The organism is Variovorax sp. FG153 (assembly GCF_057809595.1).
In genome coordinates this window covers 36,755-61,335 of sequence record NZ_JBMDKG010000018.1, presented here as the reverse complement: position 1 = coordinate 61,335, position 24,581 = coordinate 36,755, and the positions used below count along the sequence as shown (strand labels likewise).

Sequence of the window (24,581 nt, the reverse complement as noted above, 5' to 3'; positions counted from 1 at the left end):
GATTCCCTGGGTGGGGCCGCTTGCGCGGGGCGGAAGATAGTGAGGGCCACAAGCAAATGCCAGACCCTATGCGGATGACGGCGGTGTTTATGCGCTCATGGCAAACGCCACAGTGGTGCATCTGCGTGCCCTGCCATGGCTGTCTAGACAGCTTGCGCATGCAACCTTTTTTCCTCGTCTTTTCCCATCGGCCCTCTGAATCCCCCGCCGTACTCCCCCGCCGTACGCGAGCCTCCATTGAGCCGTGCGATGGCACCTGTATGCCCATCGCGGCGCCGCGAAGCCGTGTCGGCCGGCGTCGCCCGCGCATGCAGGCCGAAGGCCTACCCGGCGGCCCAGTCCGAACGCACGACCACGCCGCGCGCGGCCAGCCGCTTGCGCATGACGAGCACCGCGCGGTCCTTGCTCAGCAGCTGCGCGCCGCGCGCGACCGCGAGGTCGATGAAGACCTGGTCGTCGGGGTCCTTGCACACGCAGCTCGCGCGCGGCGGCACGCCGTCCACCATCACGCAGCGCGCGTCGAACTCGGCCAGCACCGCCTCGGCCGCGCGCTCGCGCTGCGCGAGGCGGCGCACGATCAGCGGATAGCCGAGCACGCGCGCGAGCTCCACGCGCATCGCCGCGGTCGCGAGCCAGCGCAGCCGGCCCTCGGCGAGCGCGGCCGCGAGCGGCGCGCTCTCGGGGTTGTCGAACACCAGCAGGTCGAGCGCGATGTTGGTGTCGATGACGACATCGGCGGGAGCGGCAGCGGCATCGGCGGCGTGCGCGCCGGGGGAAGGCAGGGACATGTCAAATCACACGATGGCGCCCGCGGCGGGACGGGGGCAGGGACAATCGCGCATCCGCCATCGCCCTGTTGCATCTTCTTTCGATGAAGCGATTCTCGCTGCTGTGCCTCCTGCTCCTCGCCGCCGCCGGCGCCCGTGCCGAATGGTTCACCCTGCGCGGCTCGGCCGGCGTGCCTGGCGAGAGCTACGTGCAGGTCGACCCCACCAGCGTGGAGGCCGAGGGCTCGCAGCGCACGATGGCGGTGCGCCTGAGCCTGGCCGCGCCGCGCACCACGCGCGACGGCATCGTGTTCCGCTCGTTCACGAGCCGCGTGCAGGTCGACTGCGAGGCGCGCGCCGCGCGCTATGTGAGCGCCACCTACTACGGCCGGCCCGATTTCGTGGGCGAACCCATCGCGGTGCGCGTGTTCGAGCCGCAGGACCGGCGGCCGATGGCCTTCGCGGGCGCGCCGCCCGATCTCGCGGTGCGCACCGTGAACGCGGCCTGCAGCGTGCGCCCGCCGCGCACCGGTGGCGACGGCGCGGCGCCAGCGCCGGCCGACGCCGCCTCGCTACCCGCGCGCTGAGCCCGCCACCATGTCGAAGCGGAACAGCCGGCACTCGATCGGGCCGTTCCACATCGGCACGCGGCGCGATTCCTTCAGGCGCATGCGCTTGGGCAGCTTGAGGTCGGGCGTGAGCACCCAGGCGGTCCAGCCCGGGTAGTTCTTCTTCCAGTGGCTCGCGAGCTGCGGGAAGAATTCGCCGCCGTCGCCTTCCCCCTCGCCCGCGGCCGGCGCCGCCACCTGCGCGGTCTCGCGCGCGCCGCTGCGCGCCACGCCGCCGATGCCGATGCGCTCGCCGTAGGGCGGGTTCAGCACGATCAGGCCGGCCGCGGCGGGCGGCATGCGCTGCAGCGCGTCGCCGCCGCGGAACTCGACCGCGTGGTCGACGCCCGCGCGCTCGGCATTGCGCTGCGCGAAGTCGACCATGCGGTGCGAGACGTCGGAGCCGAAGATGCGCGGCGCGGCGCCTGCTTCGGCCGCCGGCGGTTCGGAGGCGGCGCGCACCGCGGCCCACACGTGGGGCTGGAACGGCAGCAGCTTCTCGAAGCCGAAGCGGCGCAGCCAGCCGGCCGGGATGCCGAGCGCGATCTGGGCCGCCTCGATGGCGATGGTGCCGCTGCCGCAGCAGGGGTCGTACAGCGGCTTGTCGTCGACCTCGCCGGTCTCGGGGTTCCACCAGCCGCTGGCCGCCAGCATGGCGGCGGCCAGGGTTTCCTTCAGCGGCGCGTCGCCCTTGTCCTGGCGCCAGCCGCGCTTGAACAGCGGCTCGCCCGAGGTGTCGATGTAGAGGGTGCAGGTGTCGGTGGTCAGGTGCGCGAACACGCGGCAGTCGGGCCACTGGGTCTCGATGCTGGGACGCACGCCGCCAGCCTTGGCGCGGAAGCGGTCGGCGATCGCATCCTTGATGCGCAGGGTGGCGAAGTTCAGGCTCTGCAGCGGGCTGTGCTGGGCCGTGGTCTCGATCTTGAAGGTCTGCCTGGGCGTGAACCAGATCTCCCAGGCCACGCCGCTGGCCAGCCCGTAGAGGTCGTTCTCGTTGCGGTACAGGCCCTGGGCCAGCTCGACCAGCACGCGCTGCGCGAGGCGGCAGTGCAGGTTGAGCTGCAGCACCTCGCGCCAGTCGGCGCGCACCCGCACGCCGCCGCGCAGCATCAGCAGGTCGTCGCCGGCACGGCCGGTGAGCGCATGCACCTCCTGCGCGAGAAACTCCTCGACGCCGGCGGCGCAAGGCAGGAAAAGGGAGAGATCATTCACGGAAGTTCGCTTGGTCGACGGGCGGCTACGGGATTGCCATTGTCGCTGTGTCGCCCTGCTTGCCTATAGTGGTCCGGTCCATGAAGCCCCTGCACGACTCCGCGGCGCCCGCCGCCCACCCCGCCAGCGCCGGCGGAAACCCCTCTTCCCCCGGGGCGGCGCGGGACGACGGCTTCGCCATCCAGTGCGAGGTGCTGCGCATCTCGGTGCAGCCGATCGGGCCGATCCTGGCGGTGCAGTACCTGCTGAACTGCGGCATCGCGGCGCTGTTCGCCTGGCAGTTCTCGCTGCCGCTGTCGCTGGCCTGGCTGGGCCTGATCACGCTGGTGACGGTGATGCGCGCCTTCGTGCCGCAGCGCCTGCCCGAGCCCTTCACGCCCGCGAGCCTGCGCCGCGCCCAGCGCGTGCACGTGCTGCGCACCGGCATCTGGGAGCTGGCGCACGGCGCGGCCGGCGTGCTGCTGTTCGACCCCTCGCGCATCGAGCTGCAGCTGCTGCTGGGCGTGATCGTGATGGGCATGACGCTGTCGGCCGCCTTCTCGGTCTCGTTCTACACGCCGGCCACGCAGCTCGCGATCACGCTGCTGCTGGCGCCGATCATCGTGATGGGCATCTGGCTCGGGCCGCCGATGATGATCGCGGTCGCCGTCATCGGCGCCGGCCTCACCGCCATGATGTGGAAGCTGGTGGCCGAGCGCTCGCGCCAGCTCGAGGAGAACATCGGCCTGCGCCTCAACGAGCGCACCCTGCGCGAGCAGGCGCTGGCCGGCCTGCGCGCCTCCGAGCAGGCCCAGGCCGAGCGGCTGCGCTTCTTCTCGGCCGCCAACCACGACCTGCGCCAGCCGGTGATGGCCATCGGCCTGCAGGCCGAGGTGCTGCGCCAGCAGCTGCGCGAGGGCGCCGACACGATGGCGGTGCAGCACACGGTGGGCTCGCTGGCACGCGCCCAGCAGGCGCTGGAAGGGCTCACCAACCAGTTGCTGGAGATCGGCCGCATCGAGGCCGCGGCCGACCCGCTGCGCCCGGCCGCGGTCGCGCTGGCGCCGCTGCTGCACGAACTGGCGCGCCAGGCCGGCGAACGCCGCGTGCTGGTGCGCTGCCCGAGCGACGCGGTGGCCTGGAGCGACGCTGTCTCGCTGCGCCGCGTGCTCGCCAACCTGGTGGACAACGCCGTCAAGTTCACGCCCGCGGGCCGCGTGCTGCTGGCGGTGCGCGCACGCCGGCGCGAGGGTGAGGCCGCCTGGCGCGTCGAGGTGCGCGACAGCGGCATCGGCATCGCGCCCGAGGCGCACGAACGCGTGTTCGGCGACTTCGAGCAGATCGGCAACGTCGAGCGCAACCTGCAGCGCGGCCACGGCCTGGGGCTGGCGATCGTGCGGCGGCTCGCGACCCAGCTCGGCATCGAGGTCGAACTGCGCTCGGCGCCCGGGCGCGGCTCGGTGTTCGCCTTCGAGCTCGCGGCCGCGCCCGCCGACGCGGCGCCGCCGGCGCCGGCCGCCCTCAAGCCGCCGCCCGAGGCCGCACCCGCGCTGCGCCCCGGCCTCGCGGTGCTGGTGGTCGAGGACAACGCCGTGGTCGCCGACAGCCTGCAGTCGCTGCTGCGCCAGTGGGGCGCGCAGCCGCGCGTCTACGGCAGCGCCGCCGAGGCGCTGGCGCTGGCCGACCTGCAGGCGCTCGACCTCGCGCTGTGCGACATCCGGCTGCCGGGCGCGCTCGACGGCATCGCGCTCGCCACCCGGCTGCAGCAGCTCAAGCCCGCGCTGGCCATCTCGCTGGTGTCGGCCGACATCGACGAGGCCACGCAGCGGCTGGCCAACGAGCGTGGCTGGCACGCGCTGCGCAAGCCGGTGCAGCCGGCCGAGCTGCATGCGCTGCTGCGGCGGGCGCAGCGCTGAGCCCCGCGCCACCCGGCGCGGCGTTCCGAGCTATGCTGCGCGCCATCCCCGATGCCGGCCCGCCCGCCGATGCCCAGCGCCCCCTCCGCCCCGCCCCTCGCCGAACCGAAGGCCGCCCGCTACACGCCGGTCGCGATCGGGTTGCACTGGCTGCTGGCGCTGCTGATCCTCGGCGCGCTCGCACTGGGCCTGTACATGAACGGGCTGCCGTTCTCGCCGCAGCGCGTGCGCTTCTACAGCTGGCACAAGTGGACCGGCATCGCGATCCTGCTGCTGTCCGCCGTGCGCCTGCTGTGGCGCCTCGGCCATCCGCCGCCCGGCCTGCCCGACTTCGTGCGGGCCGCCATGCCGCGCTGGCAGCGCGCGGGCCGCACGGCCAGCCACCGCCTGATGTACCTGCTGTTCTTCGCCGTGCCGCTGCTGGGCTGGGCCCAGAGCTCGGCGCTCGGCGTGCCGGTGGTGTGGTTCGGCGTGCTGCCGCTGCCCGATTTCGTGCCCGTGGACCGCGCGCTCGCCGAGCACTGGCTGCAGCCGCTGCACCGGGCCGGCGCCTACCTGCTGGCCGCCGTCTCGGTGCTGCACGTGGCGGCCGTCGTCAAGCACCAGTGGATCGCGCGCGACGGCCTGCTGCGGCGCATGTGGCCCGGGCCGTCGTCGACTTCCAGGAAACCCGACGCATGACTTCCCTTCTTCACCGCTGGCACGGCGCGCTGACGCTCGCCACCCTCCTCCTTCCGGCGGCCCATGCCGAGCCGCCCCCCGCGCGGCTGGTGCCCGAGAAAAGCCAGATCGTGTTCGTGAGCAAGCAGATGGGCGTGCCGGTCGAGGGTTCGTTCAGGAAGTTCGACGCGCGCATCGCCTTCGACCCGAGGAAGCCCGAGGGCGGCAGCGTGGCGCTGCAGATCGACACGGCGAGCGCGGCCTTCGGCATTCCGATGACCGATGCCGAGCTGCCCAAGGCGCCATGGTTCGATGCCGCGCATTTCCCGCAGGCCGGCTTCCAGACCACGGCCATCAGGGCGCTCGGCGACGGCCGCTTCGAGATGGCCGGCAAGCTCACGCTCAAGGGCATCGCCCGGCCGCTGACCGTGCCCGTGACGATCGCGCCAGCCGCCAACGGCCAGTCGGTGGCCAGCGGCAGCTTCGTGCTGCAGCGCATCGACTACAAGGTCGGCGACGGCGAATGGACCGACACCTCGGTGATCGCCAACGAGGTGCAGGTGCGCTTCAAGCTCGTCGTCGACGGCCTCGGCGCGCCCTGACCCTTCACATTTCTCCCGCATGCAGCATTCGCCATGAAGAACAAGACACTGCTTCCCGCCGCCCTGCTGGGCCTCGCGCTCGCCGCGTCCGGCCTTGCCGCCGCGCAGGAATACACCGCCCCGCCCGTCGCGGCCAAGCCCGCGGGCGGCCCGGTCAAGGGCGCCAGCTACGTGGTCGACCCGACCCACACCTTCGTGATGTACGAGATGGGCCACTACGGCACCACCACCAACCGCGGCCGCTTCAGCACCAAGGACGGCAGCGTGCAGATCGATGCCGCCGGCACCAGCGGCAAGGTCGACATCACCATGGACATCAGCTCGATCAACACCGGCGTCGACCTGCTGAACCGGCACGTGCAGAGCAAGGACTTCTTCAACGTCGCCGAATTCCCCACCGGCCGCTTCGTCGCCGAGCGCATCGCCTTCAGCGGCGACAAGGTGGCCGAGGTGCCCGGCACGCTCACGCTGATGGGGCAGACCAAGCCCGTCACCCTCAAGGCCGTGCGCTTCAACTGCTACCTGAGCCCGCTGATCAACCGCCAGGTCTGCGGCGGCGACTTCGAGACCACCGTCGAGCGCAGCGACTGGGGCATCACCTGGGGGCTGAACTTCGGCTTCGAGAACAAGGTGAAGCTGCTGGTGCAGGTCGAGGCGGTCAACGTGCAGCAATGAATTCCGAAAGAGAGCACTTCCGATGATCGACACCACCCTTTCCCTGCTCGGCATCGCCGGCGCCATGACCGTGGGCGCGATGAGCCCGGGCCCGAGCTTCGTGATGGTGGCGCGCACGGCCGTGGCCTCGCGCGCCGACGGCCTCGCGGCCGCGCTCGGCATGGGCGCGGGCGGGCTGGTGTTCGCGATCGCGGCGCTCGCGGGGCTGCAGGCCGCGTTCCTCGCGGTGCCGGCGCTCTACCTCGCGATCAAGGGCTTCGGCGGCGCCTACCTGGTCTACCTCGGCATCCGCATCTGGCGCGGCGCGCGGCAGCCGCTCGCGATGGCGCCGGAGGCGGGCACGCCCGCCGCTTCGGGCGGCCGCGGCAAGCGCACCTTCCTGCTCGGGCTGGCCACGCAGGTCAGCAACCCGAAGACGGCCGTGGTCTACGCGAGCATCTTCGCGGCCTTCCTGCCGCGCGAGGTGCCGCTGGTGCTGGCGCTCGCGGTGCCGGCCGTGATCTTCTGCATCGAGACCGGCTGGTACGCCATCGTCGCGCTCGCGCTGTCGTCGGCGGCGCCGCGCTCGGCCTACCTGCGCTACAAGACCTGGATCGACCGCGCGGCCGGCGGCGTGATGGGACTGCTGGGGCTGCGGCTGGTGTGGTCGGCGGTGCGCGGGACCTGAGGCCGATTCCTAGAGCAGGCTCTCGGGCGTCAGCGGCGCCAGCAGTTCGAGCATGGTGCGATCCCAGAAGCCCGAGTCGGGCTCCTCGCTCAGCACCGTGGTCTTGCCGGCCTCCTCGCTAACCCACTCCAGGCGCGAGTCGCTGCCTTCGGCGAAGCGCAGCCTGTAGGCGCCCTGCTGCTTGAGCACCTCGAGCAGCTTCAGCGCCTGCTGCGCCATCTCGGGGCTGCGGATGAACAGGCCGATCTCGGTGTTGTGGACCTCGGAGCGCGGGTCGAAATTCATCGAGCCGACGAACAGGATGCGCCGGTCGATCACCGCCGACTTGGCATGCAGCCGGCCGACCGAGGTGCCGAACAGGCCCAGCCGCACGCTGCGGCGGGTGCGGTTGGTGCTGAGTTCGTAGAGCTCGGCGCCCAGGCGCAGCATCTCGGGCCGGTAACGGCGGTAGGCGGTGTGCACCAGCGGCTCGTCGGTGGCGGCGAGCGAGTTGGTCACCACGCTGATCTTCACCTGGCGCCGGCGGATCTCGTTCATCACCTCGAGCCCCGCGGCGCCCGGGATCAGGTAGGGCGAGACGATGGTCACCTCGCTGCGCGCGCGGCGCATCTGCTCGACCACGTTGTAGCGCACGCTGTCCACGTCGAGCAGCGGCACGCCGCCGTACGAGGCGGTCTTGCCGATCACGCGGTCGGGCGAATCGGCATAGGCCTCGGCCGTGGTCCAGATCAGGCCGAGCCGGCCGGCATCGAGGTCCTCGGCGATCGGGCCGTAGCCCAGCAGGTCGTTGGGCGCGGGCTTCGGCGGCGGCGGCGTGGTGTCGGGGCCGGTGGCGGCCTCGAAGCGGCGCCGCAGTTCGTCGGCAGGCAGCGCGCTCGCCACCACCGACTCGACGGGCCGCACGTAGGGGCTGTTCCAGTACTGGTCGAACAGGCTGCCCAGGCGCGGGATCAGCGCGCCCGTCACGAAGGTGTCGAGGTCGATGAAGTTCTCGCCCGCGGTGCGCCGGAAGTACTGGTTGCCGATGTTGCGCCCGCCCGCCACGGCCATCGCGCCGTCGGCGATGAACAGCTTGTTGTGCATGCGCCGGTTGACGCGGCTGAAGTCGAACAGCGAGGCGGTGAAGCGCGCGAGCAGGCTGCCGCGGCCGGCCGGAAAGGGGTTGAACAGGCGCAGCTCGACATTGGGCGTGGCCGCGAAGCCGCGCAGCAGCTCGTCCTCGCCCGCGGTGTAGAGGTCGTCCATCAGCACGCGCACCCGCACGCCGCGCTGCGCGGCGTCGCGCAGGGTGCGCAGCAGGTAGCGGCCGGTCTCGTCGTTCTCGATCTGGTAGTACTGGACGTCGAGCGTGCGCTGGGCCCGGCGCGCGAGCTGGATGCGGGTGTCGAAGGCGAAGTCGCCGCCCGGCATGAGGCGAAAGCCGCTGAGGTCGGGGTCGGGCTGCGCGGCCAGCGCGATGCGCCCGAGCGCGGTGTCCTTCGACACGGCGATGGCCTTGGTGGGAGTGCGCGGTGCCTCGTCGGGCAGCGAGGCGCAGCCGGCGGCCAGCAGCGTGGCCGCGAGGGCGAACACCCGGAGCCCACGGCGCGACAGCAGGCGTCGGGCCATCGGCGGCTTTCTACAGGGCCTTGCGCAGGTTGGCGGGCGCGATGCGCAGCGCCTCGCGGTACTTGGCGACGGTGCGGCGCGCGCACTCGATGCCCTGCTCCTTGAGCATCTCGGAGATCTGGCTGTCCGACAGCGGCTTCTTCACGCTCTCCGAACCGACGAACTGCTTGATCAGCGCGCGCACCGCGGTGCTCGAGGCATTGCCGCCGGTCTCGGTGCCCAGCGCCGAGCCGAAGAAGTACTTGAGCTCGACCGTGCCGAAGGGCGTGGCCATGTACTTGGCGGTGGTCACGCGCGAGATGGTGGATTCGTGCAGCCCGAGCTCGTCGGCGATCTCGCGCAGCACCAGCGGGCGCATCGCGAGCTCGCCGTGCACGAAGTAACTCTTCTGCCGCTCGACGATGGCGTTGCTCACGCGCAGGATGGTGTCGAAGCGCTGCTGGATGTTCTTGATGAACCAGCGCGCCTCCTGCAGCCGCTGCGACAGCGCCTGGCTGCCCTCGCCCTTGTGCGACTTGAGCGCGCCGGCATAGATGTCGTGCACGCGCAGCCGCGGCATCACCTCGGGGTTGAGCATGACGCGGAACTTCACGTTGGTGCCGCGGCCGGTCTTGGTGACGATCACGTCGGGAATGACGATGTTGCGCTCGACGTCGACGAAGCGGCGGCCCGGCTTGGGCTCCAGGCGCGCGATGACCTGCAGCGCCGAGCGCACCAGTTCCTCGTTGGTGCGCGTGAGCGTGGCCAGGCGCTTGAAGTCGCGCCGCGCGAGCAGCTCCATCGGCTGCTTGCAGATGGCGAGCGCGGTCTTGCGCACCAGCTCCTCTTCCTCTGTCTCGTCTTCGTCGGCCAGCGCGCGCAGCTGGATCGCGAGGCATTCGCCGAGATCGCGCGCGCCCACGCCCGCGGGCTCCAGGCTCTGCAGCAGGCCGAGCGCGACCTGGAAGTGGTGCACCAGCTCGTCGAACTGGTCGTTGTCGTCGCCCGCGAGGCCCGAGGCCAGCGCCGGCAGCGAATCCTCGAGGTAGCCGTCGTCGTTGAGCGACTCGATCAAAAAGCGCAGCGCGGCGCTGTCGTTCTCGTTGAGCCGCAGGCTCAGCGCCTGGCGGTGCAGGAAGGACTGCAGCGATTCCTGGCTGCGCGCGAGCTCGGTGGCATCGGCGCGCTCGTCGTCGCCGGTGCTGCTGTTGTTGCGCGCAGGCGCGTCGCTGCCCCACTCGCTGTCGTCGGGCGCCATGTCGACGGTGCCGTCGCCTTCCCAGTCGGGCTCGCGCTCGGGCGAGTCGAGGGCCGGCTCGGCCTCGGACGACGAGGCGGTCTCGGTGGACGTGGTCGAGGTCGACGGCGCGGCGCCCGCGTAGTCGCTCTCGGCCTCGCGCTCGGTGTCCTCGCGCGGCGCGGGCGTGTCGGCAGCGTCGAGGCCGAATTCCTCGCGCGCGGCTTCCTCGGCGGTGCGCTCGAGGAAGGGGTTCTCGTCGAGCATCTGCTCGACCTCCTGGCTCAGCTCGAGCGTGGAGAGCTGCAGCAGCCGGATCGACTGCTGCAGCTGAGGCGTCAGCGCGAGATGCTGCGAAACGCGCAGCGACAAGCCTTGTTTCATGCCCTCAGGAAATGGCTGGCGCGAGGGTCATCACATGCGGAAGTGCTCGCCCAGGTAGACCCGGCGCACTTCGGCGTTGTCGACGATCTCCGAGGGCGTGCCCTGTGCCAGCACATGGCCGTCGCTGATGATGAAGGCGTGATCGCAGATGCCCAGCGTCTCGCGCACGTTGTGGTCGGTGATGAGCACGCCGATCCCGCGTTCCTTCAGGAAGCTGATGATGCGCTGGATCTCGATCACCGCGATCGGGTCGATGCCGGCGAAGGGCTCGTCGAGCAGGATGAAGCGCGGCTGGGTGGCCAGCGCGCGCGCGATCTCGACGCGGCGGCGTTCGCCGCCCGACAGCGCGAGCGCGGGCGAATCGCGCAGGTGGTCGACGCGCAGGTCGGCCAGCAGTTCCGACAGGCGCTCTTCCATGCGCTGCTTCGACAGCGCCTGCGGCCGGCCGTTGGCGTCGGGTTCGCGCTGCAGCTCGAGCACCGCGCGCACGTTCTCCTCGACCGTGAGCTTGCGGAAGATCGAGGCTTCCTGCGGCAGGTAGCTCAGGCCCATGCGCGCGCGGCGGTGGATCGGCATGTGGGCGATCGGCTCGCCGTCGATGGAGATCTCGCCCGCGTCGGCGCGCACCAGCCCGACGATCATGTAGAACGAGGTGGTCTTGCCGGCGCCGTTGGGGCCGAGCAGTCCGACGACTTCGCCCTTCTGCACGTCGAGCGAGACGTCCTTGACCACCTTGCGGCTGCCATAGCTCTTCTGCAGGCCGCGCGCGACGAGGCGGCTGCCCGGCACGCCGTTGGCTTCCTGGGTTCCGGCGGCTTCGATCACTTGCGCTCTTCCGCTTCGCCGCTGAGCGTGGTGCTCGGGCGCAGGCCGGCGCCCGGGGCCGGCGTGGCCGCCGGGGCCGCGGGACGGCGCGTGGCCGGGGCCGAGGCGCCCGGTGCCGCGGGCGCGGCCGACTTCGGCGTGAGGATGGCCTTGACGCGGCCGCCGCCGCCCGGTGCCGACACGCCGGCGTTCGGCGGCACGGTCGAGCCGTTGACGGTGTAGGTGTCGTTGCTCTGGTCGTAGACGATCAGCGCGCCGCTGCTCTCGTCGTTGGGCGTGGCGCCGACCAGGCGGCGCATGACGGCGCGGCGGATGAACTTGACGTTGTCGGCGCGGCTGTCGTACTCGATGACCTCGGACTCGCCCTCGATCCACTCGTCGCCGTTGCCGTTGCGCTTCTGCTTGTAATAGGCGAGCTTGCCGGGCGCCGCGGTGACCACGCCGTACTGGTAGCCCTCGGGGTCCTGGCGCACGTCGATGCGCGCACCGCGGATGATGATGGTGCCCTTGGTGACCACCACGTTGCCGGTGAAGACGCTGGTCTGCTTGAGATCGTCGTAGCGCATCGAATCGGATTCGATGTTCATCGGCTTGGTCCGGTCGGCCGTTTCGGCCAGGGCCGTGGCGGCGGAGCCGGCCAGCAGCAGCGCGGCCAGCACGAGGCGGCCGGTGCGGCGAAGGGAGGAGGTGGGGTGAGAGTGCGATGTCATAGAGGCACGAAACTTGCTCTGCATTGTATGCGGCCCATCGCGCCAGACCCATGCGCGCGGATGAAAAAGCCCCGGGGCGGCGAACCCGGGCACGGCACCCCGCGGGATCGCCCCGCGTTCTGCCGACCGGCCGAATGACGGCCCGGCCGCCCCGGAACCCTCGATGGGGCCCGGCCTCCCGGCGGCCACGAAATCGAAATCAACCTTTGCGGGCTTCGCCGATCAGGTAATTGGTGACCGCCAGCGCCTTGTTCATGTTGCCGGCGGTCTCGCCGTCCACGTACCAGCGGCCGGCCACGGCCAGCGCGGGCACGCCGGCCACCTTGTAGGCGTCGGTCAGCTGCGAGGCGCGCTTGGCCTTGCTCGCCACGCCGAAGGAGGTGAACAGCTCCTTGAACTTCGCGGCGTCGAGGCCGCTCTTCTCGGCCCAGGCCACGATGTTGGCGTCGCCGTTGACGTTCTGGCGCTGGGCGTGGATGGCGCTGAAGACCTTGGGCTGGTACTCGTCGACCTTGCCCATTGCCTCGAGCGTGTAGTACAGGCGCTGCTTGGCTTCGACGTCGTTGCCCACGAAGGGCACCGGCACGCGGCGCAGCACCACGTCGGCGGGCTTGCTCTTGGCCCAGGCCTCGAGCGCGGGCTCGAAGTCGTTGCAGTGCGGGCAGTTGTACGAGAAGAACTCGATCACCTCGATCTTGCCGGCCGGCGCATCGACCGGCACGCGCTTGTCGAGCACGAGGTATTCGGTGCCGGCCTTGGGCGCGCGGGCCTGGGCCTGCGCCGGCAGGTGGGCCAGCAGTCCGAGCGAACCGGCGGCGGCGGCCAGCGAGAAATCACGACGTTTCATGGGAAAGAGCTCTCCAGTTGATAGACGGCAGACTGAGCCGGGCCGGTGAAGCGGAGTTCCCGCGCGCGGTGCTCGGGGCTCCGGGAAACCGGGGGCGGCGCGGACCGCGGCGAAGCTTAAAGAAAAACCATGACCGTTGTCGGGAAAGGCCACCACAGGATGGTGCCCTCCCCCGGCCCGGACGGCGCTCAGCGCTGGACGCGCACCAGCGCCGAGTCGAGGCCGGCGCCGTCCATCCGTTCCTTGAGGCGGTCGGCGTCGTCCTTCTTGTTGAACGGACCGGCGCGCACGCGGTAGACGGTGCGGCCGGCCTGCTCGCGCTCGGTCACGCGGGCCTCGACGCCCATCAGCGAGAGCTTGGCGCGCTGCGCCTCGGCGTCCTCGGTGGTGCGGAAGGCGCCGGCCTGCACGAAGTACATGAAGGGATCGGCGCCGCCGGAGCCGGTGGCGGCCGCGGCATTGCCGCTGCTCGACGACGGGGCGGCGGCCACCGTGGTGCTGCCGCCGACGCTGCCGGCGCGGGCCCGGGCCAGGTCGCCGAGCGGATCGTTCGAGGGCGGCAGCGCGTTGGCTTCGGCCGGCACCGGCGCGGGCCGCGCGGGCTTGGGCGCGACCACCACCGGCACCGGTGCCGTGGGCGGCGGGGTGCCGGGCGAGACCGCGGCGGTGGCGGGATTGGCGTTGTCGCCGGAAGGCGGCGCGCCGACCGGGCCGGCGGCCGCGGGACGGGGCTGCTGCGGCTTGCCGGCCAGCGGGGCGTTCGGGTCCCAGTCGCGGTTCTTGCGCGCCTCGGCCTCGTCCTGCTCGGCACCGCCGCGCTGCGTCTTGGTGACGAAGGGGATCGGCACCTTGGTCACGTAGACCGCGATGCCCAGCGCGACGCCAAGGCCGAGCACCAGCCCGATGATCAGGCCGATGACGATGTTGCCGCGTTGTCTGGTTGTCTTCTTCATGGTGAGGGGGTTCACATCTTGCTCGGCGCGGTGACGCCGAGAATCGCGAGGCCATTGTGCAGCACCTGCGCGCAGGCGGCGACGAGCGCCAGGCGCGCTTTCTTCACGGCGTCGTCATCGACCAGCACGCGCTCCGCGTCGTAGTAGCTATGCAGATTGGCTGCGAGCTCGCGCAAATAGAAGGTCACGTCGTGCGGCGCGAAGTCCTTGGAAGCGGCGCTCAGCATTTCGGGGTACTTGGCCAGCTGCAGCATCAGCGTCTGGGCCTGCGGCGCCTCCAGTGCGGACAGATCGACCGCGCTCAGCGAGGCGACATCGCCACCCCAGTCCCGGATCATCTTGCAGATGCGCGCATGCGCGTACTGCACGTAGTACACCGGGTTGTCGTTGTTCTGCGCCACGGCCAGGTCGACGTCGAAGGTGTATTCGGTGTCCGGCTTGCGGCTCAGCAGGAAGAAGCGCACGGCGTCGGTGCTGGTCCACTCGATCAGGTCGCGCAGCGTGACGTAGCTGCCGGCGCGCTTGCTGATCTTGACCTCCTCGCCGCCCTTGGTGACGCGCACCATGGTGTGCAGCACGTAGTCGGGGTAGCCCTCGGGGATGCCTTCGCCCGCCGCTTGCAGCCCGGCGCGCACGCGCGCGATGGTGCCGTGGTGGTCGGTGCCCTGGATGTTGATGACCTTGTGGAAGCCGCGCTCCCACTTGGCGATGTGATAGGCGACGTCGGGCACGAAGTAGGTGTACGTGCCGTCCTGCTTCTTCATCACGCGGTCCTTGTCGTCGCCGTAGTCGGTCGACTTGAGCCACAGCGCGCCGTCCTGCTCGTAGGTCTTGCCCGCGGCGACCAGCTGCGCCACCGCGCGCTCGACGCGGCCGCTGGTGTAGAGGCTGGACTCGAGGTAGTACTGGTCGAAGCGCACGCGGAAGGCCTGCAGGTCCAGGTCCTGCTCGCGGCGCAGGTAGGCGACGGCGAACTCGCGGATCGCGTCCAGGTCCTCGATGTCGCCGTTGGCCGTGACCTCGCGGTCCTCCGACTTCACGGTCTTCTTCGCGATGAAGTCGGCCGCGATGTCGGCGATGTAGTCGCCGTTGTAGGCCGCGGCCTTCTCGCCGCTCGGCCATTCGGCGTCGCCGGGCTTGAAGCCGCGCGCGCGCAGCTGCGTGCTGTTGGCCAGGGTCTGGATCTGCACGCCGGCGTCGTTGTAGTAGTACTCGCGCCAGACCTGCTCGCCCTGCGAGGCGCGCAGGTTGCAGATGGCGTCGCCGAGCGCGGCCTGGCGGCCGTGGCCCACGTGCAGCGGGCCGGTGGGGTTGGCCGAGACGAACTCGACCAGCACCTTCTCGCCGGTGGCCGGGCGCTGGCCGAAGGCGGCGCCCGCGTCGAGCACCTCGCGCACCACCTGCTGCTTGGCGGCGGTCTTCAGGCGGATGTTGAGGAAGCCGGGGCCGGCGATCTCGACCGCCTGGACCCATTGGGCGAAGGCGGGGGTGGCGAGCAGCGCGGCGCTCAGTTCCTCGGCGAGTTCGCGCGGCTTGCGGCCGAGCGGCTTCGCCAGCTGCATGGCGGCATTGCTGGCGAAGTCGCCGTGGGCCGCGACCTTGGGGGACTCGAACGCGGCCTTGAGGCCGGCGCCGGGAGAGAGGGATTCGAGCGTGTTCGCGAGCGCCGCGAGCAGCTCCTGTTTGACCAATAGCATCGTGGAATTTTACCGGGGGCAAACTCGGCCGCAGTTGACGATCGTCATCCAACCGTCGACCTTGGCCGTTACGATGGTCAACCCCGAGGCGGGGCAGCCACTGTCACAACCCACTTGCAAGGACACACACCATGAAGAAGCTCCTTTCCCTGGTCGCCTCCACCATCGCGCTCGGCGCCTGCCTTTCCTTCGGCGCCGCCCAGGCCCAGGACAAGGCCGCCACCCCGGCCGCTCCCGCCGCGGCGGCCCCCGCCGCAGCCGCCGGCGGCTGCGAAGCCAAGGCCGTCGACAAGAACGGCAAGGCCCTGGCCGGCGCCGCCAAGGCCAGCTCGATCAAGAAGTGCGAGAAGGAAGCCAAGGCCGCCGCCGCCCCCGCCTGCGCCGCCAAGGCGGTCGACAAGAACGGCAAGGCGCTCGCCGGCGCCGCCAAGAACAGCTTCATGAAGAAGTGCGAGGCGGACGCCGCCAAGGGCTGAGACCGCTTTTCTCCGCAACCTGTGTAAACAAAGCCCGCCTCGTGCGGGCTTTGTTACTTGAGCACGCCCAGCAGGTTGTTGTAGTCGTCGGTCCAGGGCCGCGCGGCCGGGTCGATCGCGATCGGCTGGGCCGCCGCCGCGATCGGCGGCCGCGCCAGCGCCTGCGGATCGCGCGCCACCAGCACCCAGTCGGTGGCGTGCAGCCAGGCCGAATCCTCCGCGTCGTCGCTGACCAGCACCGCGTGCAGCCCCTGCGACTGCGCGATGCGGGCCACCACGGGCGCGAGCGCGAGGAAGTGGTTGGTGACGTGGAAGGCCACCACGCCGTCGGGCCGCAGGTGCCGCAGATAGACCTGCATGGCCTGCGCGGTCAGCAGGTGCACCGGCACCGAGTCGCCCGAGAAGGCATCGACCGCCAGCACGTCGAAGCCCTGGCCGCTTTCGCGCTCCAGCGCCAGCCGCGCGTCGCCGAGCACGCGCTCGATCCGCGCGCGGCTGTCGCGCAGGAAGGTGAATTCGCGGTCCGCGATGTCGAACACCTCGGGGTTGATCTCGTAGAAACGGTAGACGTCGCCCGTGCGCCCGTAGGCCGCGAGCGTGCCGGCGCCCAGGCCGATCAGTCCGACGCGGCGCGCGCCGATCGGCAGCGCCTCGATGGCGCGGCCGATGCCCGAGGTGGCGCCGTAATAGGTGGTGGGTTCGCGGCGGCGCTCGGGCGAGAGGAACTGCTCGCCATGCTTGATCGAGCCGTGGACGAACTGGCGCACGTAGTCGGGCGGGTCCTGGCGCCGCACGTCGTAGGTGTGCATCGAGCCGTAGAAATTGCGCCCCAGGGTGCGCAGGCCCTCGTGGTCGCTGCGCACCTGCTCCGAGAGCAGCCAGGCGCAGCAGGCCGCGAGCCCCACGCCGGGCACCCACAGCAGCCAGCGCGCGCGCAGCACCAGCGCGCCGAGCAGCGCCGCCAGCACCAGCCCGATGCCGAGCTCGTAGTAGGCCGGCAGCAGATAGGGCGCGCCCAGCCCGACCGTCACGCCGCCGATGGCGCCGCCCAGCGACAGCATCAGGTAGAAGCGCGTGAGGTGCGCGGGGCCGGGCCGCAGCCGCGCGGTCTCGCCATGCAGGAACATGCACAGCACGAACAGGCCCGCCACGTGGATCGTCAGCGCGGTGTGGATCTTGAGCCCGGCGCCGTCCTGCAGCTGGTAGGCGCACAGCGCCAGCATCGCGGCCGCGAGCGGCACGAACAGGCCGCGCCGGTACCAGCGATCGCTCTCGAAGCACAGCACGAAAGTCAGCAGGTAGAGCGACAGCGGCAGCACCCAGAGGAAGGGCACGGTCGCGATGTTCTGCGTGATGTGGTTGGTGACGGCCAAGAGCAGCCAGGAGCCGAGCGCGGGCAGCGCGAGCCACAGCAGCTGGTCGATGCGGCGCGGCGCGGCGACGGGCGCATCGGTGGATACGGCGGCCGGCAGGTCACGGCTCCAGCGGCGCGCCATGTACAGCGTGGTGCCCGCGCAGAGCACGACGAAGCCCGCGTAGCCCCACGACCAGCCGATGGCCTGCTGCATCAGCGTGCTGCGCGGCTCGATCAGCACCGGGTAGCTCAGCAGCGAGAGCAGCGATGCGAGGTTCGAGAGCGAGAAGTACCGGTACACGCGCGCCCCCCAGGGCGTGCGCGACACCCAGGACTGCACCAGCGGGCCGGTGGTCGAGAGCAGGAAATACGGCAGGCCGATGGTGCCGACCAGCAGGCCCAGGATGCGCCAGGCCGGGTCCTCGGCGCCGGCCGGCTTCCACTGCGCGCCGGCCACGATCGGCAGGAAGGCCAGGCTCGCGAGCAGCAGCGCCACATGCAGCAGCGCCTGCGCGCGCATGCGCAGGTGGCGCGAGATCCAGTCCGAATAGGCGTAACCCGCGAGCAGCGCGACCTGGAAGAACACCATGCAGATCGACCACACGGCGGCCGAGCCGCCGAACCACGGCAGGATCTGCTTGGCGATCAGCGGCTGGACGAGGAAGAGAAGGAAGGCGCTGCCGAAGATCGTGCCGGCAAACAGGAGCTGGATGCCGGCGCTCGCCATGCGACTACTTGCTGCCGAAGCCGCGCGCGAAGAACACCGCCGCCAGCGGGATCACGGCGATCAGGTGGGCCTGGATCATCACCAGCTTGCGCGTCTTCTTGACCTCGACCTCCGACGGCAGCGTGCCGCCGGCGCGCAGCGCCTTGCGCCAGCGCAGGTAGTTCAGGGTCGGGAAGATCGACAGCACGCCGACCACGATGAACAGGCCCAGCTTCAGGTGCAGCAGCGGGTTGGTCCAGTACCAGGCCGTGCCCTTCACGCCCCAGAGGGTGCGCGCGATGCCGGTCAGCAGCACGGCCACGGCGGCGATGCCGTAGACCATGTCGACGCGCGCGAGCCGCTCGACCACCGCGGCATTGAGCCACTCGACGCGGCACAGCGCCGCCTCGCTGGCGATGAAGACGACCATCGTGAGGATGGCCAGCAGATGCAGGTAGGCGAGGATGGCTTCGAGGGTCATCGTGGCGTTCTCTTCGTCGGGGCGCGTGGGGTTTGCAAATGCAAACAGATTGTGCAGCCACGCGCCCGGCTCAGGTCCGTCCACCCCAGAATTCGGGCCGCCCGTATTGGTCTTTGAGGAAATCAAGCCACAGTCGCACCCGCAGCGGCAGGTGCTTGGCGCCCGCGAACACCGCGTAGATGCCATTGGGCGGCGCCGCGAACTCGTCGAGCAGCGGCACCAGCAGTCCGGCGTCGATCTCGGCCTCGACCTCCCAGGTGCTGCGCCAGGCGATGCCGTGGCCGGCCAGGCACCAGTCGTGCAGCACCTGGCCGTCGGAGCAGTCGAGCGGGCCGCTGGGCCGCAGGTGGATCAGCTCGTGGCCGCCCTGGTCGTCGGGAATGCGGAAGGCCCAGCCGCGCGTCTGCGAGGCGTCGCTGGTGAGCGCCAGGCAGGCGAAGCGCGTGAGCTCGTTCGGATGGCGCGGCGCGCCGTGGCGCAGCACGAACTCGGGCGTGGCCACGCAGCGGCGCCGGTTGTCGGCAAGTCGCACGCTGACCAGCGAGGAATCGGGCAGGTCGCCCACGCGCACCGCGCAATCGAAGCTCTCGCCGGCCACGTCGACCACGCGGTCGCTGAGGTTCAGCGAGATCGTCACCTCGGGATGCAGCGCATGGAAGCGCGGCACCAGCGGCGCGACATGGCGCCGGCCGAAGCCCGCGGGCGCGGTCACGCGCAGGTGGCCGCTGGCCTTGACGCCGCCCGCGCTCACGCTGGCCTCGGCATTGGCGAACTCCACCAGCAGGCGCTGGCAGTCCTCGAGGAAGGCGCTGCCCTCGTGCGTGAGCGTGATGCGCCGCGTGGTGCGAACCAAAAGCTTCACGCCCAGGCGCTCCTCGAGCGCATCGAGCCGGCGCCCCATGATCGCGGGCGCCACGCCCTCGGCCTTGGCGGCCGCGGTGAGGCTGCCGCGCGTGGCGACCGAGACGAAGGATTCGAGCTGCTTCAGGCGGTCCATGGCGCCCGAACTATATAGAGGCGGCGGGAAGCCCGGCGCCGCGCGGGCTCATCCCCGGGAACCGGCTATTCGGGCTGCACCCCGGCCTCGCGCACCGCCGCGCCCCAGCGCGCATGCTCGGCGCGCACGTACTGCGCCGCCTGCTCGGGACTGCCGCCCACCGGCATGCTGCCCTCGGCCTGCAGCTGCGCGATGGTCGCGGGCTTGGCCAGCGCCTTGTCGATCGCGGCGTTGAGCTTCTTCACGATCTCGCTCGGCGTGCCCGCTGGCACCACCACCGCCTTCCAGTCGACCGCCTCGAAGCCCTTGTAGGTCTCGGCCACGGTGGGGATGTCGGGCATCACCGGCAGCCGCTTGGCCGAGGTCACGGCCAGTGCGCGCAGCTTGCCGGCCTTGACCATCGACAGCGCGCCCTGCGGCGTCGCGAACATGCAGTCGGTCTGGCCGCCGAGCAGGTCGGTGATGGCCGGTGCCGCGCCCTTGTAGGGCACGTTGAGCACCTTGAAGCCCACGCGCTTGGCGAGCACCTCGCCGGCCATGTGGCCCAGGGTGCCGGTGCCGGCCAGCGCCTGCTTGATCTCGCCGGGCCTGGCCTTGGCCGCGGCGACGAAGTCGGCCAGCGAGCGGTAGGGCGAATCGGCGCGCACCACCAGCACCACGGGCTGCGCGGCGACGACCGAGACCGGCACCACGTCCTTCAGCGCGTCGTAGGGCATCTTCGGGAACAGCGTCGGGTTGATCGCGAGGTTCGCGGTCTGGCCCATGCCGATGGTGTAGCCGTCGGGCTTGGCCTTGGCGACCACGTCGATGCCGATGTTGCCGTTGCCGCCCGCGCGGTTGTCGACGATGAAGCTCCACTTCGTGTCCTCGGCGAGCTTCTGCGCGACCAGCCGCGAAACGATGTCGGTGGCGCCGCCCGGCGTGTAGGGCACGACCAGGCGCACCGGCTTGTCGGGCCAGGCGGTGTCGGCATGGGCCGGCCAGGCGCTGAGCGCCAGGGCGCAGGCGAACGCGGTCGCGGCGCCGGCCAGCAGGCCGCGCCGTGGGATGGATGTCATGGGATCAGTCTCCTGTGGTGATGTGGCGGCGCCGGAGCGCCTCGATCGCTGCGTCGTCGTAGCCGGCTTCGCGCAGCAGCTCGACGGTGTGCTCGCCCAGGCGCGGCGGCTGAAGGCGGATGCCGGGCCGCTGGCCGTCGAGGGTGAACGGTGCCAGCGGCACCTTGGCCATGTGGCCGTCGTTCATGCGCACCGGCGCGAGGCCGCCGGTGGCGTTGAGGTGCGGGTCGTCGAACAGCGCCTGCGGCTTGGTGATGGGCGCGAACGGCAGCTCGTTGTGCTCGAACACCGCGGCGAGCTCGGCCGCGCTGCGCCCGGCGAGGTGCGAGCGCAGGATCGGCATCATCCATTCGCGCGCCAGCACGCGGTCGTTGTTGGTCTTCAGGCGCGGGTCGGCCGCCAGTTCCTCGAGGCCGAAGGCCTGGCAGAACACGGCCCACTGCTTGTCGCTGACGGCCGCGAGGAAGATCTGCTCGCCGTCCTTGACGGTGAACACGTCGTACACCGCCCAGGCCGAGATGCGGCTGGGCATCGGGTCCGCCGGCTTGCCGGTGGCGGCGAACTGCATCATGTGCTGCGCCACCAGGAACACGTTGTTCTCGAACAGCGCCGACTGCACCTCGCAGCCCTTGCCCGTGAGTTCGCGCTGGCGCAGCGCGGCCATCGCGCCGATGGCGCCGAACATGCCGCCCATGATGTCGTTGACGCTGGTGCCCGCGCGCAGCGGATCGCCCGAGCGGCCGGTCATGTAGGCCAGGCCGCCCATCATCTGCACCACCTCGTCGAGCGCGGTGCGGTGGTCGTAGGGACCGGGCAGGAAGCCCTTGTGGCTCACGTAGATCAGGCCCGGGTGCAGGGTCTTGAGCGTGTCGTAGTCGAGGCCCAGCTTCTTCATCGTGCCGGGCTTGAAGTTCTCGCTCACGATGTCGGCCGTGGCGATCAGCCGCAGCGCGGCCTCGATGCCCTCGGGCTGCTTGAGGTCGAGCGCGATGCTCTTCTTGTTGCGGTTGAAGGTCGGGAAGAAGCCCGCGCCCGAGCCGAGCAGGCGGCGCGTGTTGTCGCCCTCGACCGGCTCGACCTTGATGACCTCGGCGCCGAGGTCGGCCAGGATCAGGCCGCAGGTCGGGCCCATCACCATGTGGGTGAACTCGACCACGCGCACGCCGGCGTAGGGCTGCGGATTCGTATCAGCCATGGGCGGTGTTCTCCTGGGCGAAGCCCTTGGGCAGGCCGGCCTCGGGCGTCATGCCGTAGACCGGTTCGCCGGGCAGGCCGGCCATGAGCGGCGCGCGCGCCGCGATGAGCTTCTCGATGTCGATGCCGGTGCGCACGCCCATGGCCTCGAACATGAAAACCAGGTCCTCGGTGACCGCGTTGCCCGAGGCGCCGGGCGCGTAGGGACAGCCGCCGAGGCCGCCGAGCGAGGCGTCGAAGGTGCGCACGCCCTCGTCCCAGGCCGCGAGGCAGTTGGCGATGCCGAGGCCGCGCGTGTTGTGCATGTGGGCCGCGCCGGCGTGGGCGCCGAGTTCGGCGCGCAGGCGCTTGAACAGGCGGCGCACCTGCGCGGGATTGGCATAGCCCACGGTGTCCGACAGGCCCGACTCGTCGGCGCCGGCCTCGATGCACTGGGCGGCGAGGCGGATCACGTCGTCCTCGGGCACCAGGCCCTGCAGGGTGCAGCCGAAGGCGGTGGAGATGCCGGCCTCGAGCTTCACCTGCGGCGCGATCGCGCGCCGCAGCTCGGCGATGGCGCGCACCTCCTCGACCATCTCGGTCGGCGTCTTGCGCACGTTGGCCAGCGAATGCGCCACGCTGGCCGACACCGGCATGGTGAGCTTGTGCACGCCGGCCTCGAGCGCGGCCTGCGCGCCCTTGCGGTTGGGCACCAGCGCCATCACGGTGAGGCCGGGCAAGGTGATCGCATGGCGCACCACCTCGGCCGCGTCGGCCATCTGGGGCAGCAGCTTCGCGGGCACGAAGGAAGCGACCTCGATCTCGCGCACGCCGGCGGCGTGCAGCGCGTCGATCCAGCGCAGTTTGGAATCCGTCGGCATGGTGGCCGCGACCGATTGGAGGCCGTCGCGCGGACCGACCTCGCTGATGAGCACATCGGGAGTTGTCATCGGAAATTTGACAGTTCTATCTGACAGAACTATATTTTGCAGAACAGAATTAGACGCCGGCCCCGGCATCGCTGTCAAGCCACGCACCCTGCCCATGCCCCGCAAAGCCCAGACCGAATCGATGTCCGACCGCGATGCCGCGCCCGGAGGCGCGGCCGCGGTCGACCGCGCCTTGAGCCTGCTCGGTGCCTTCCGCCCCGGCGACGAGGCGCTGTCGCTCGCGCAGTTCGCCGAGCGCACGCAGCTCTACAAGAGCACGGTGCTGCGCCTGCTCGCCTCGCTCGAGCACGCACGGCTGATCCGCCGCCAGGACGACGGCCGCTATGCGCTCGGTTCGGAGATCGCGCGGCTGCACGGGCTGTACGCGGCCGCGCAGTCGCTCGACCGCATCGTGCTGCCGGTGCTGCGCGCGCTGGTCGCGGCCACGGGCGAGAGCGCGGCCTACCACGTGCGGCAGCCGCAGGGCACGGGCTGGGTGCGGCTGTGCCAGTTCCGCGTCGATTCGCCGCAGGTGGTGCGCGACCACGTGCGTGCCGGCGACCTGCTGCCCAACGACCGCGGCGCGGGCGCGCGCGTGCTGATCGCGTGGGGGCCCGAGGCCGAGCTGCCGCGCGCCGCCACCGAGCGCCGGCGCTACGAGGAGATCCGTGCGCAGGGCTTCTGCGCGCTGGTGGGCGACCGCAGCGCCGAGCTCGCGGGCATCTCGGCGCCGGTGTTCCATGGCGACGGCCGCCTGGCCGCGGCGGTCACCTTGACCATGCCCGCGCATCGCTACGACGCGCGCCATGCCGAGGCGGTGCGCTCAGCGGCACGCGAACTGACGGGGTTGGTTTAGGAAAACGGGATCGGGCAGCCGGACGCAGAGGACGCGAAGGTTTCGCGAAGGACGCGAAAGAACAGCCGAAATGAGGTGGGCCGTGCCTCGCGGTCACCGCACTCCGAACAAGGCTTGCTGAGGCGCAGCGGCACCATGGCGGCGGCCCACTTTTTCAGGTTTCCTTTTGCGCCCTTCGCGAAACCTTCGCGTCCTCCGCGTCCGGCTGCCCGTATTTTTGATGCCCTCAGCCTTCAGCCTTGAAGCCCGAGTTCTTGATCGGCAGCTCCCACATCTTCAGGTGCGCCGCCTGCGTGGCCGCGAGTTCGGCCGGGCCGGCGTGCGTGGGCACCAGGCCCAGCGCGTAGATGCGCTCCTGCACGTCGGGCGCGCGCAGCGCCTCGGCCACGGCGCGGTCGAGGCGCTGCACCGTGTCGGCCGGCAGGCCGGCCGGGCCGTAGAGGCCGAAGAAGGCATTGGCCGTGACGTCGATGCCGGCTTCCTTGAGCGTGGGCACCTCGGGCAGCGAGCGGTTGCGCTGCGCGCCGGTCATCGCGAGGATGCGCACCTTGCCCGCGCGGTGGTGCTCGATGGTCTCCGAGGCGGTGTCGACCATCAGCGGCACCTGGCCGCCGATCAGGTCCTGCGCGGCCGGCGCGCCGCCGCGGTAGGCCACGTGCGTCATCGGCACGCCCGAGGCCTGCGCCAGCAGCTGGCCCGCGAAGTGCGGCACCGTGCCCGCGCCCGAGGTCGCGTAGTTGGCCTTGGTGGGATTGGCCTTCATCCAGGCCAGCACCGCCTTCAGGTCGCCGGCCGGCGCGCCGGGGCCGGCCGTGACCGCGAAGTCGAAGGTGCCCGCGAGCGCGACCGGCGTGAAGTCCTTGACCGGGTCGTAGCCGAGGTTCGGGTAGAGCCACGGATGGATCACCAGCGCGCCGCTCGGCGAGAACACCAGCGTGTTGCCGTCGGGCGCCGCGCGCTTGACCTCGCCGAGCGCGAGCCGGCCGGCGGCGCCGGGCTTGTTGTCGATGATGACGTTCTGGTTGAGCGTCACGCGCATCTTGTCGGCCAGCAGGCGCGCGACCACGTCGGCCGAGCCGCCGGGCGGGAAGCCCACCAGGATGCGCAGGGTGCGCTCCTGCGCGAAGGACCGCGGCGCGATGGCGACGGCGGCGGCGAATGCAGCGGCCTGCGCTGCGAACTGACGGCGTTTCATGGGGTCTGTCTCCTCGGGGGTGGATGGTCT

The 24,581-nt window shown here is 71.1% G+C and carries 24 protein-coding genes; 8 read left to right on the top strand and 16 right to left on the bottom strand.

All coding sequences use genetic code 11. From position 1 onward, the window contains the following. Positions 1-323 precede the first annotated feature (323 nt). Entirely contained in the window at positions 324-788 is a 465-nt protein-coding gene (locus tag ACODT0_RS20205; RefSeq protein WP_057595755.1) for a putative toxin-antitoxin system toxin component, PIN family, read from the bottom strand. An 83-nt stretch (positions 789-871) separates the two neighbouring features. Between ACODT0_RS20205 and ACODT0_RS20200 the strand changes: the two genes are divergently transcribed. Next, positions 872-1,354 (top strand): surface-adhesin E family protein, encoded by a 483-nt coding sequence (locus ACODT0_RS20200; protein ID WP_057595754.1) that lies wholly within the window; start codon positions 872-874, stop codon positions 1,352-1,354. Here ACODT0_RS20200 and ACODT0_RS20195 read toward each other — a convergent pair. Next, positions 1,340-2,587: a THUMP domain-containing class I SAM-dependent RNA methyltransferase gene (locus ACODT0_RS20195; RefSeq protein WP_057595753.1), complete on the bottom strand. Its 1,248-nt coding sequence runs from the start codon at positions 2,585-2,587 to the stop codon at positions 1,340-1,342. The two genes, ACODT0_RS20200 and ACODT0_RS20195, sit on opposite strands and share 15 nt — an antisense overlap. A gap of 80 nt (positions 2,588-2,667) precedes the next feature. Between ACODT0_RS20195 and ACODT0_RS20190 the strand changes: the two genes are divergently transcribed. The 5 genes from ACODT0_RS20190 (at position 2,668) to ACODT0_RS20170 (ending at position 7,086) form a co-directional block, all read left to right on the top strand. Beyond that, positions 2,668-4,482, top strand: coding sequence for an ATP-binding response regulator (locus tag ACODT0_RS20190; protein ID WP_489042136.1), 1,815 nt, complete (start codon positions 2,668-2,670; stop codon positions 4,480-4,482). Between the two features lie 69 nt (positions 4,483-4,551). Beyond that, positions 4,552-5,163, top strand: coding sequence for a cytochrome b (locus ACODT0_RS20185; protein ID WP_489042135.1), 612 nt, complete (start codon positions 4,552-4,554; stop codon positions 5,161-5,163). Continuing rightward, the gene (locus tag ACODT0_RS20180) at positions 5,160-5,744 is read left to right on the top strand and encodes a YceI family protein (protein WP_489042134.1); all 585 of its coding nucleotides are present in this window, start codon (positions 5,160-5,162) and stop codon (positions 5,742-5,744) included. Before ACODT0_RS20185 ends, ACODT0_RS20180 begins: the two co-directional genes overlap by 4 nt. Positions 5,745-5,777: 33 nt before the next feature. Further along, a complete protein-coding gene (locus ACODT0_RS20175) occupies positions 5,778-6,419 on the top strand; it encodes a YceI family protein (RefSeq protein WP_413761629.1) in 642 nt (213 codons plus the stop codon). A gap of 22 nt (positions 6,420-6,441) precedes the next feature. Next, on the top strand, positions 6,442-7,086 hold the full coding sequence (locus ACODT0_RS20170) for a LysE family translocator (RefSeq protein WP_413761630.1): 645 nt from the start codon (positions 6,442-6,444) through the stop codon (positions 7,084-7,086). A gap of 9 nt (positions 7,087-7,095) precedes the next feature. Here ACODT0_RS20170 and ACODT0_RS20165 read toward each other — a convergent pair whose 3' ends face one another. The 7 genes from ACODT0_RS20165 to argS form a co-directional block, all read right to left on the bottom strand. After that, complete coding sequence (locus ACODT0_RS20165) at positions 7,096-8,694, bottom strand: phospholipase D family protein (protein ID WP_489042133.1); 1,599 nt, start codon at positions 8,692-8,694, stop codon at positions 7,096-7,098. A 10-nt stretch (positions 8,695-8,704) separates the two neighbouring features. Further along, positions 8,705-10,294, bottom strand: coding sequence for an RNA polymerase factor sigma-54 (locus ACODT0_RS20160; RefSeq protein WP_261209303.1), 1,590 nt, complete (start codon positions 10,292-10,294; stop codon positions 8,705-8,707). A 30-nt stretch (positions 10,295-10,324) separates the two neighbouring features. After that, positions 10,325-11,119, bottom strand: a complete 795-nt coding sequence (gene lptB, locus ACODT0_RS20155) for an LPS export ABC transporter ATP-binding protein (RefSeq protein WP_057595581.1) — start codon at positions 11,117-11,119, stop codon at positions 10,325-10,327. Further along, positions 11,116-11,829 (bottom strand): lipopolysaccharide transport periplasmic protein LptA, encoded by a 714-nt coding sequence (lptA, locus tag ACODT0_RS20150; protein WP_296735448.1) that lies wholly within the window; start codon positions 11,827-11,829, stop codon positions 11,116-11,118. Before lptA ends, lptB begins: the two co-directional genes overlap by 4 nt. Before the next feature lie 199 nt (positions 11,830-12,028). Continuing rightward, the gene (locus ACODT0_RS20145; protein WP_489042132.1) at positions 12,029-12,676 is read right to left on the bottom strand and encodes a thiol:disulfide interchange protein DsbA/DsbL; all 648 of its coding nucleotides are present in this window, start codon (positions 12,674-12,676) and stop codon (positions 12,029-12,031) included. 188 nt (positions 12,677-12,864) lie between these two features. Next, positions 12,865-13,629, bottom strand: a complete 765-nt coding sequence (locus ACODT0_RS20140) for an SPOR domain-containing protein (RefSeq protein ID WP_057595594.1) — start codon at positions 13,627-13,629, stop codon at positions 12,865-12,867. An 11-nt stretch (positions 13,630-13,640) separates the two neighbouring features. Next, complete coding sequence (argS, locus tag ACODT0_RS20135; protein WP_489042131.1) at positions 13,641-15,326, bottom strand: arginine--tRNA ligase; 1,686 nt, start codon at positions 15,324-15,326, stop codon at positions 13,641-13,643. Between the two features lie 131 nt (positions 15,327-15,457). On the opposite strand from argS, the gene ACODT0_RS20130 reads away from it, so the two are divergent. After that, positions 15,458-15,802: a hypothetical protein gene (locus ACODT0_RS20130; RefSeq protein WP_479671481.1), complete on the top strand. Its 345-nt coding sequence runs from the start codon at positions 15,458-15,460 to the stop codon at positions 15,800-15,802. Positions 15,803-15,855: 53 nt separating this feature from the next. Here ACODT0_RS20130 and ACODT0_RS20125 read toward each other — a convergent pair whose 3' ends face one another. The 6 genes from ACODT0_RS20125 to ACODT0_RS20100 form a co-directional block, all read right to left on the bottom strand. Then, positions 15,856-17,883, bottom strand: a complete 2,028-nt coding sequence (locus ACODT0_RS20125) for a spermidine synthase (RefSeq protein ID WP_489042130.1) — start codon at positions 17,881-17,883, stop codon at positions 15,856-15,858. A gap of 4 nt (positions 17,884-17,887) precedes the next feature. Then, positions 17,888-18,343 carry a DUF2214 family protein gene (locus ACODT0_RS20120; protein ID WP_057595571.1) on the bottom strand — a complete coding sequence of 152 codons (456 nt, stop codon included), beginning with the start codon at positions 18,341-18,343 and terminating at the stop codon, positions 17,888-17,890. A gap of 70 nt (positions 18,344-18,413) precedes the next feature. After that, entirely contained in the window at positions 18,414-19,340 is a 927-nt protein-coding gene (locus tag ACODT0_RS20115; RefSeq protein WP_057595568.1) for a LysR family transcriptional regulator, read from the bottom strand. Between the two features lie 65 nt (positions 19,341-19,405). Next, a complete protein-coding gene (locus ACODT0_RS20110; RefSeq protein WP_413761636.1) occupies positions 19,406-20,398 on the bottom strand; it encodes a Bug family tripartite tricarboxylate transporter substrate binding protein in 993 nt (330 codons plus the stop codon). Positions 20,399-20,402: 4 nt separating this feature from the next. Further along, on the bottom strand, positions 20,403-21,593 hold the full coding sequence (locus ACODT0_RS20105) for a CaiB/BaiF CoA transferase family protein (protein WP_489042129.1): 1,191 nt from the start codon (positions 21,591-21,593) through the stop codon (positions 20,403-20,405). Continuing rightward, on the bottom strand, positions 21,586-22,521 hold the full coding sequence (locus tag ACODT0_RS20100; protein WP_413761638.1) for a hydroxymethylglutaryl-CoA lyase: 936 nt from the start codon (positions 22,519-22,521) through the stop codon (positions 21,586-21,588). The genes ACODT0_RS20105 and ACODT0_RS20100 overlap by 8 nt, the downstream gene beginning before the upstream one ends. Positions 22,522-22,615: 94 nt before the next feature. Between ACODT0_RS20100 and ACODT0_RS20095 the strand changes: the two genes are divergently transcribed. Further along, entirely contained in the window at positions 22,616-23,356 is a 741-nt protein-coding gene (locus ACODT0_RS20095; RefSeq protein WP_489042128.1) for an IclR family transcriptional regulator, read from the top strand. 226 nt (positions 23,357-23,582) lie between these two features. On the opposite strand, the gene ACODT0_RS20090 is transcribed toward ACODT0_RS20095, so the two are convergent. Further along, complete coding sequence (locus tag ACODT0_RS20090; protein ID WP_489042127.1) at positions 23,583-24,551, bottom strand: Bug family tripartite tricarboxylate transporter substrate binding protein; 969 nt, start codon at positions 24,549-24,551, stop codon at positions 23,583-23,585. Positions 24,552-24,581 lie beyond the last annotated feature (30 nt).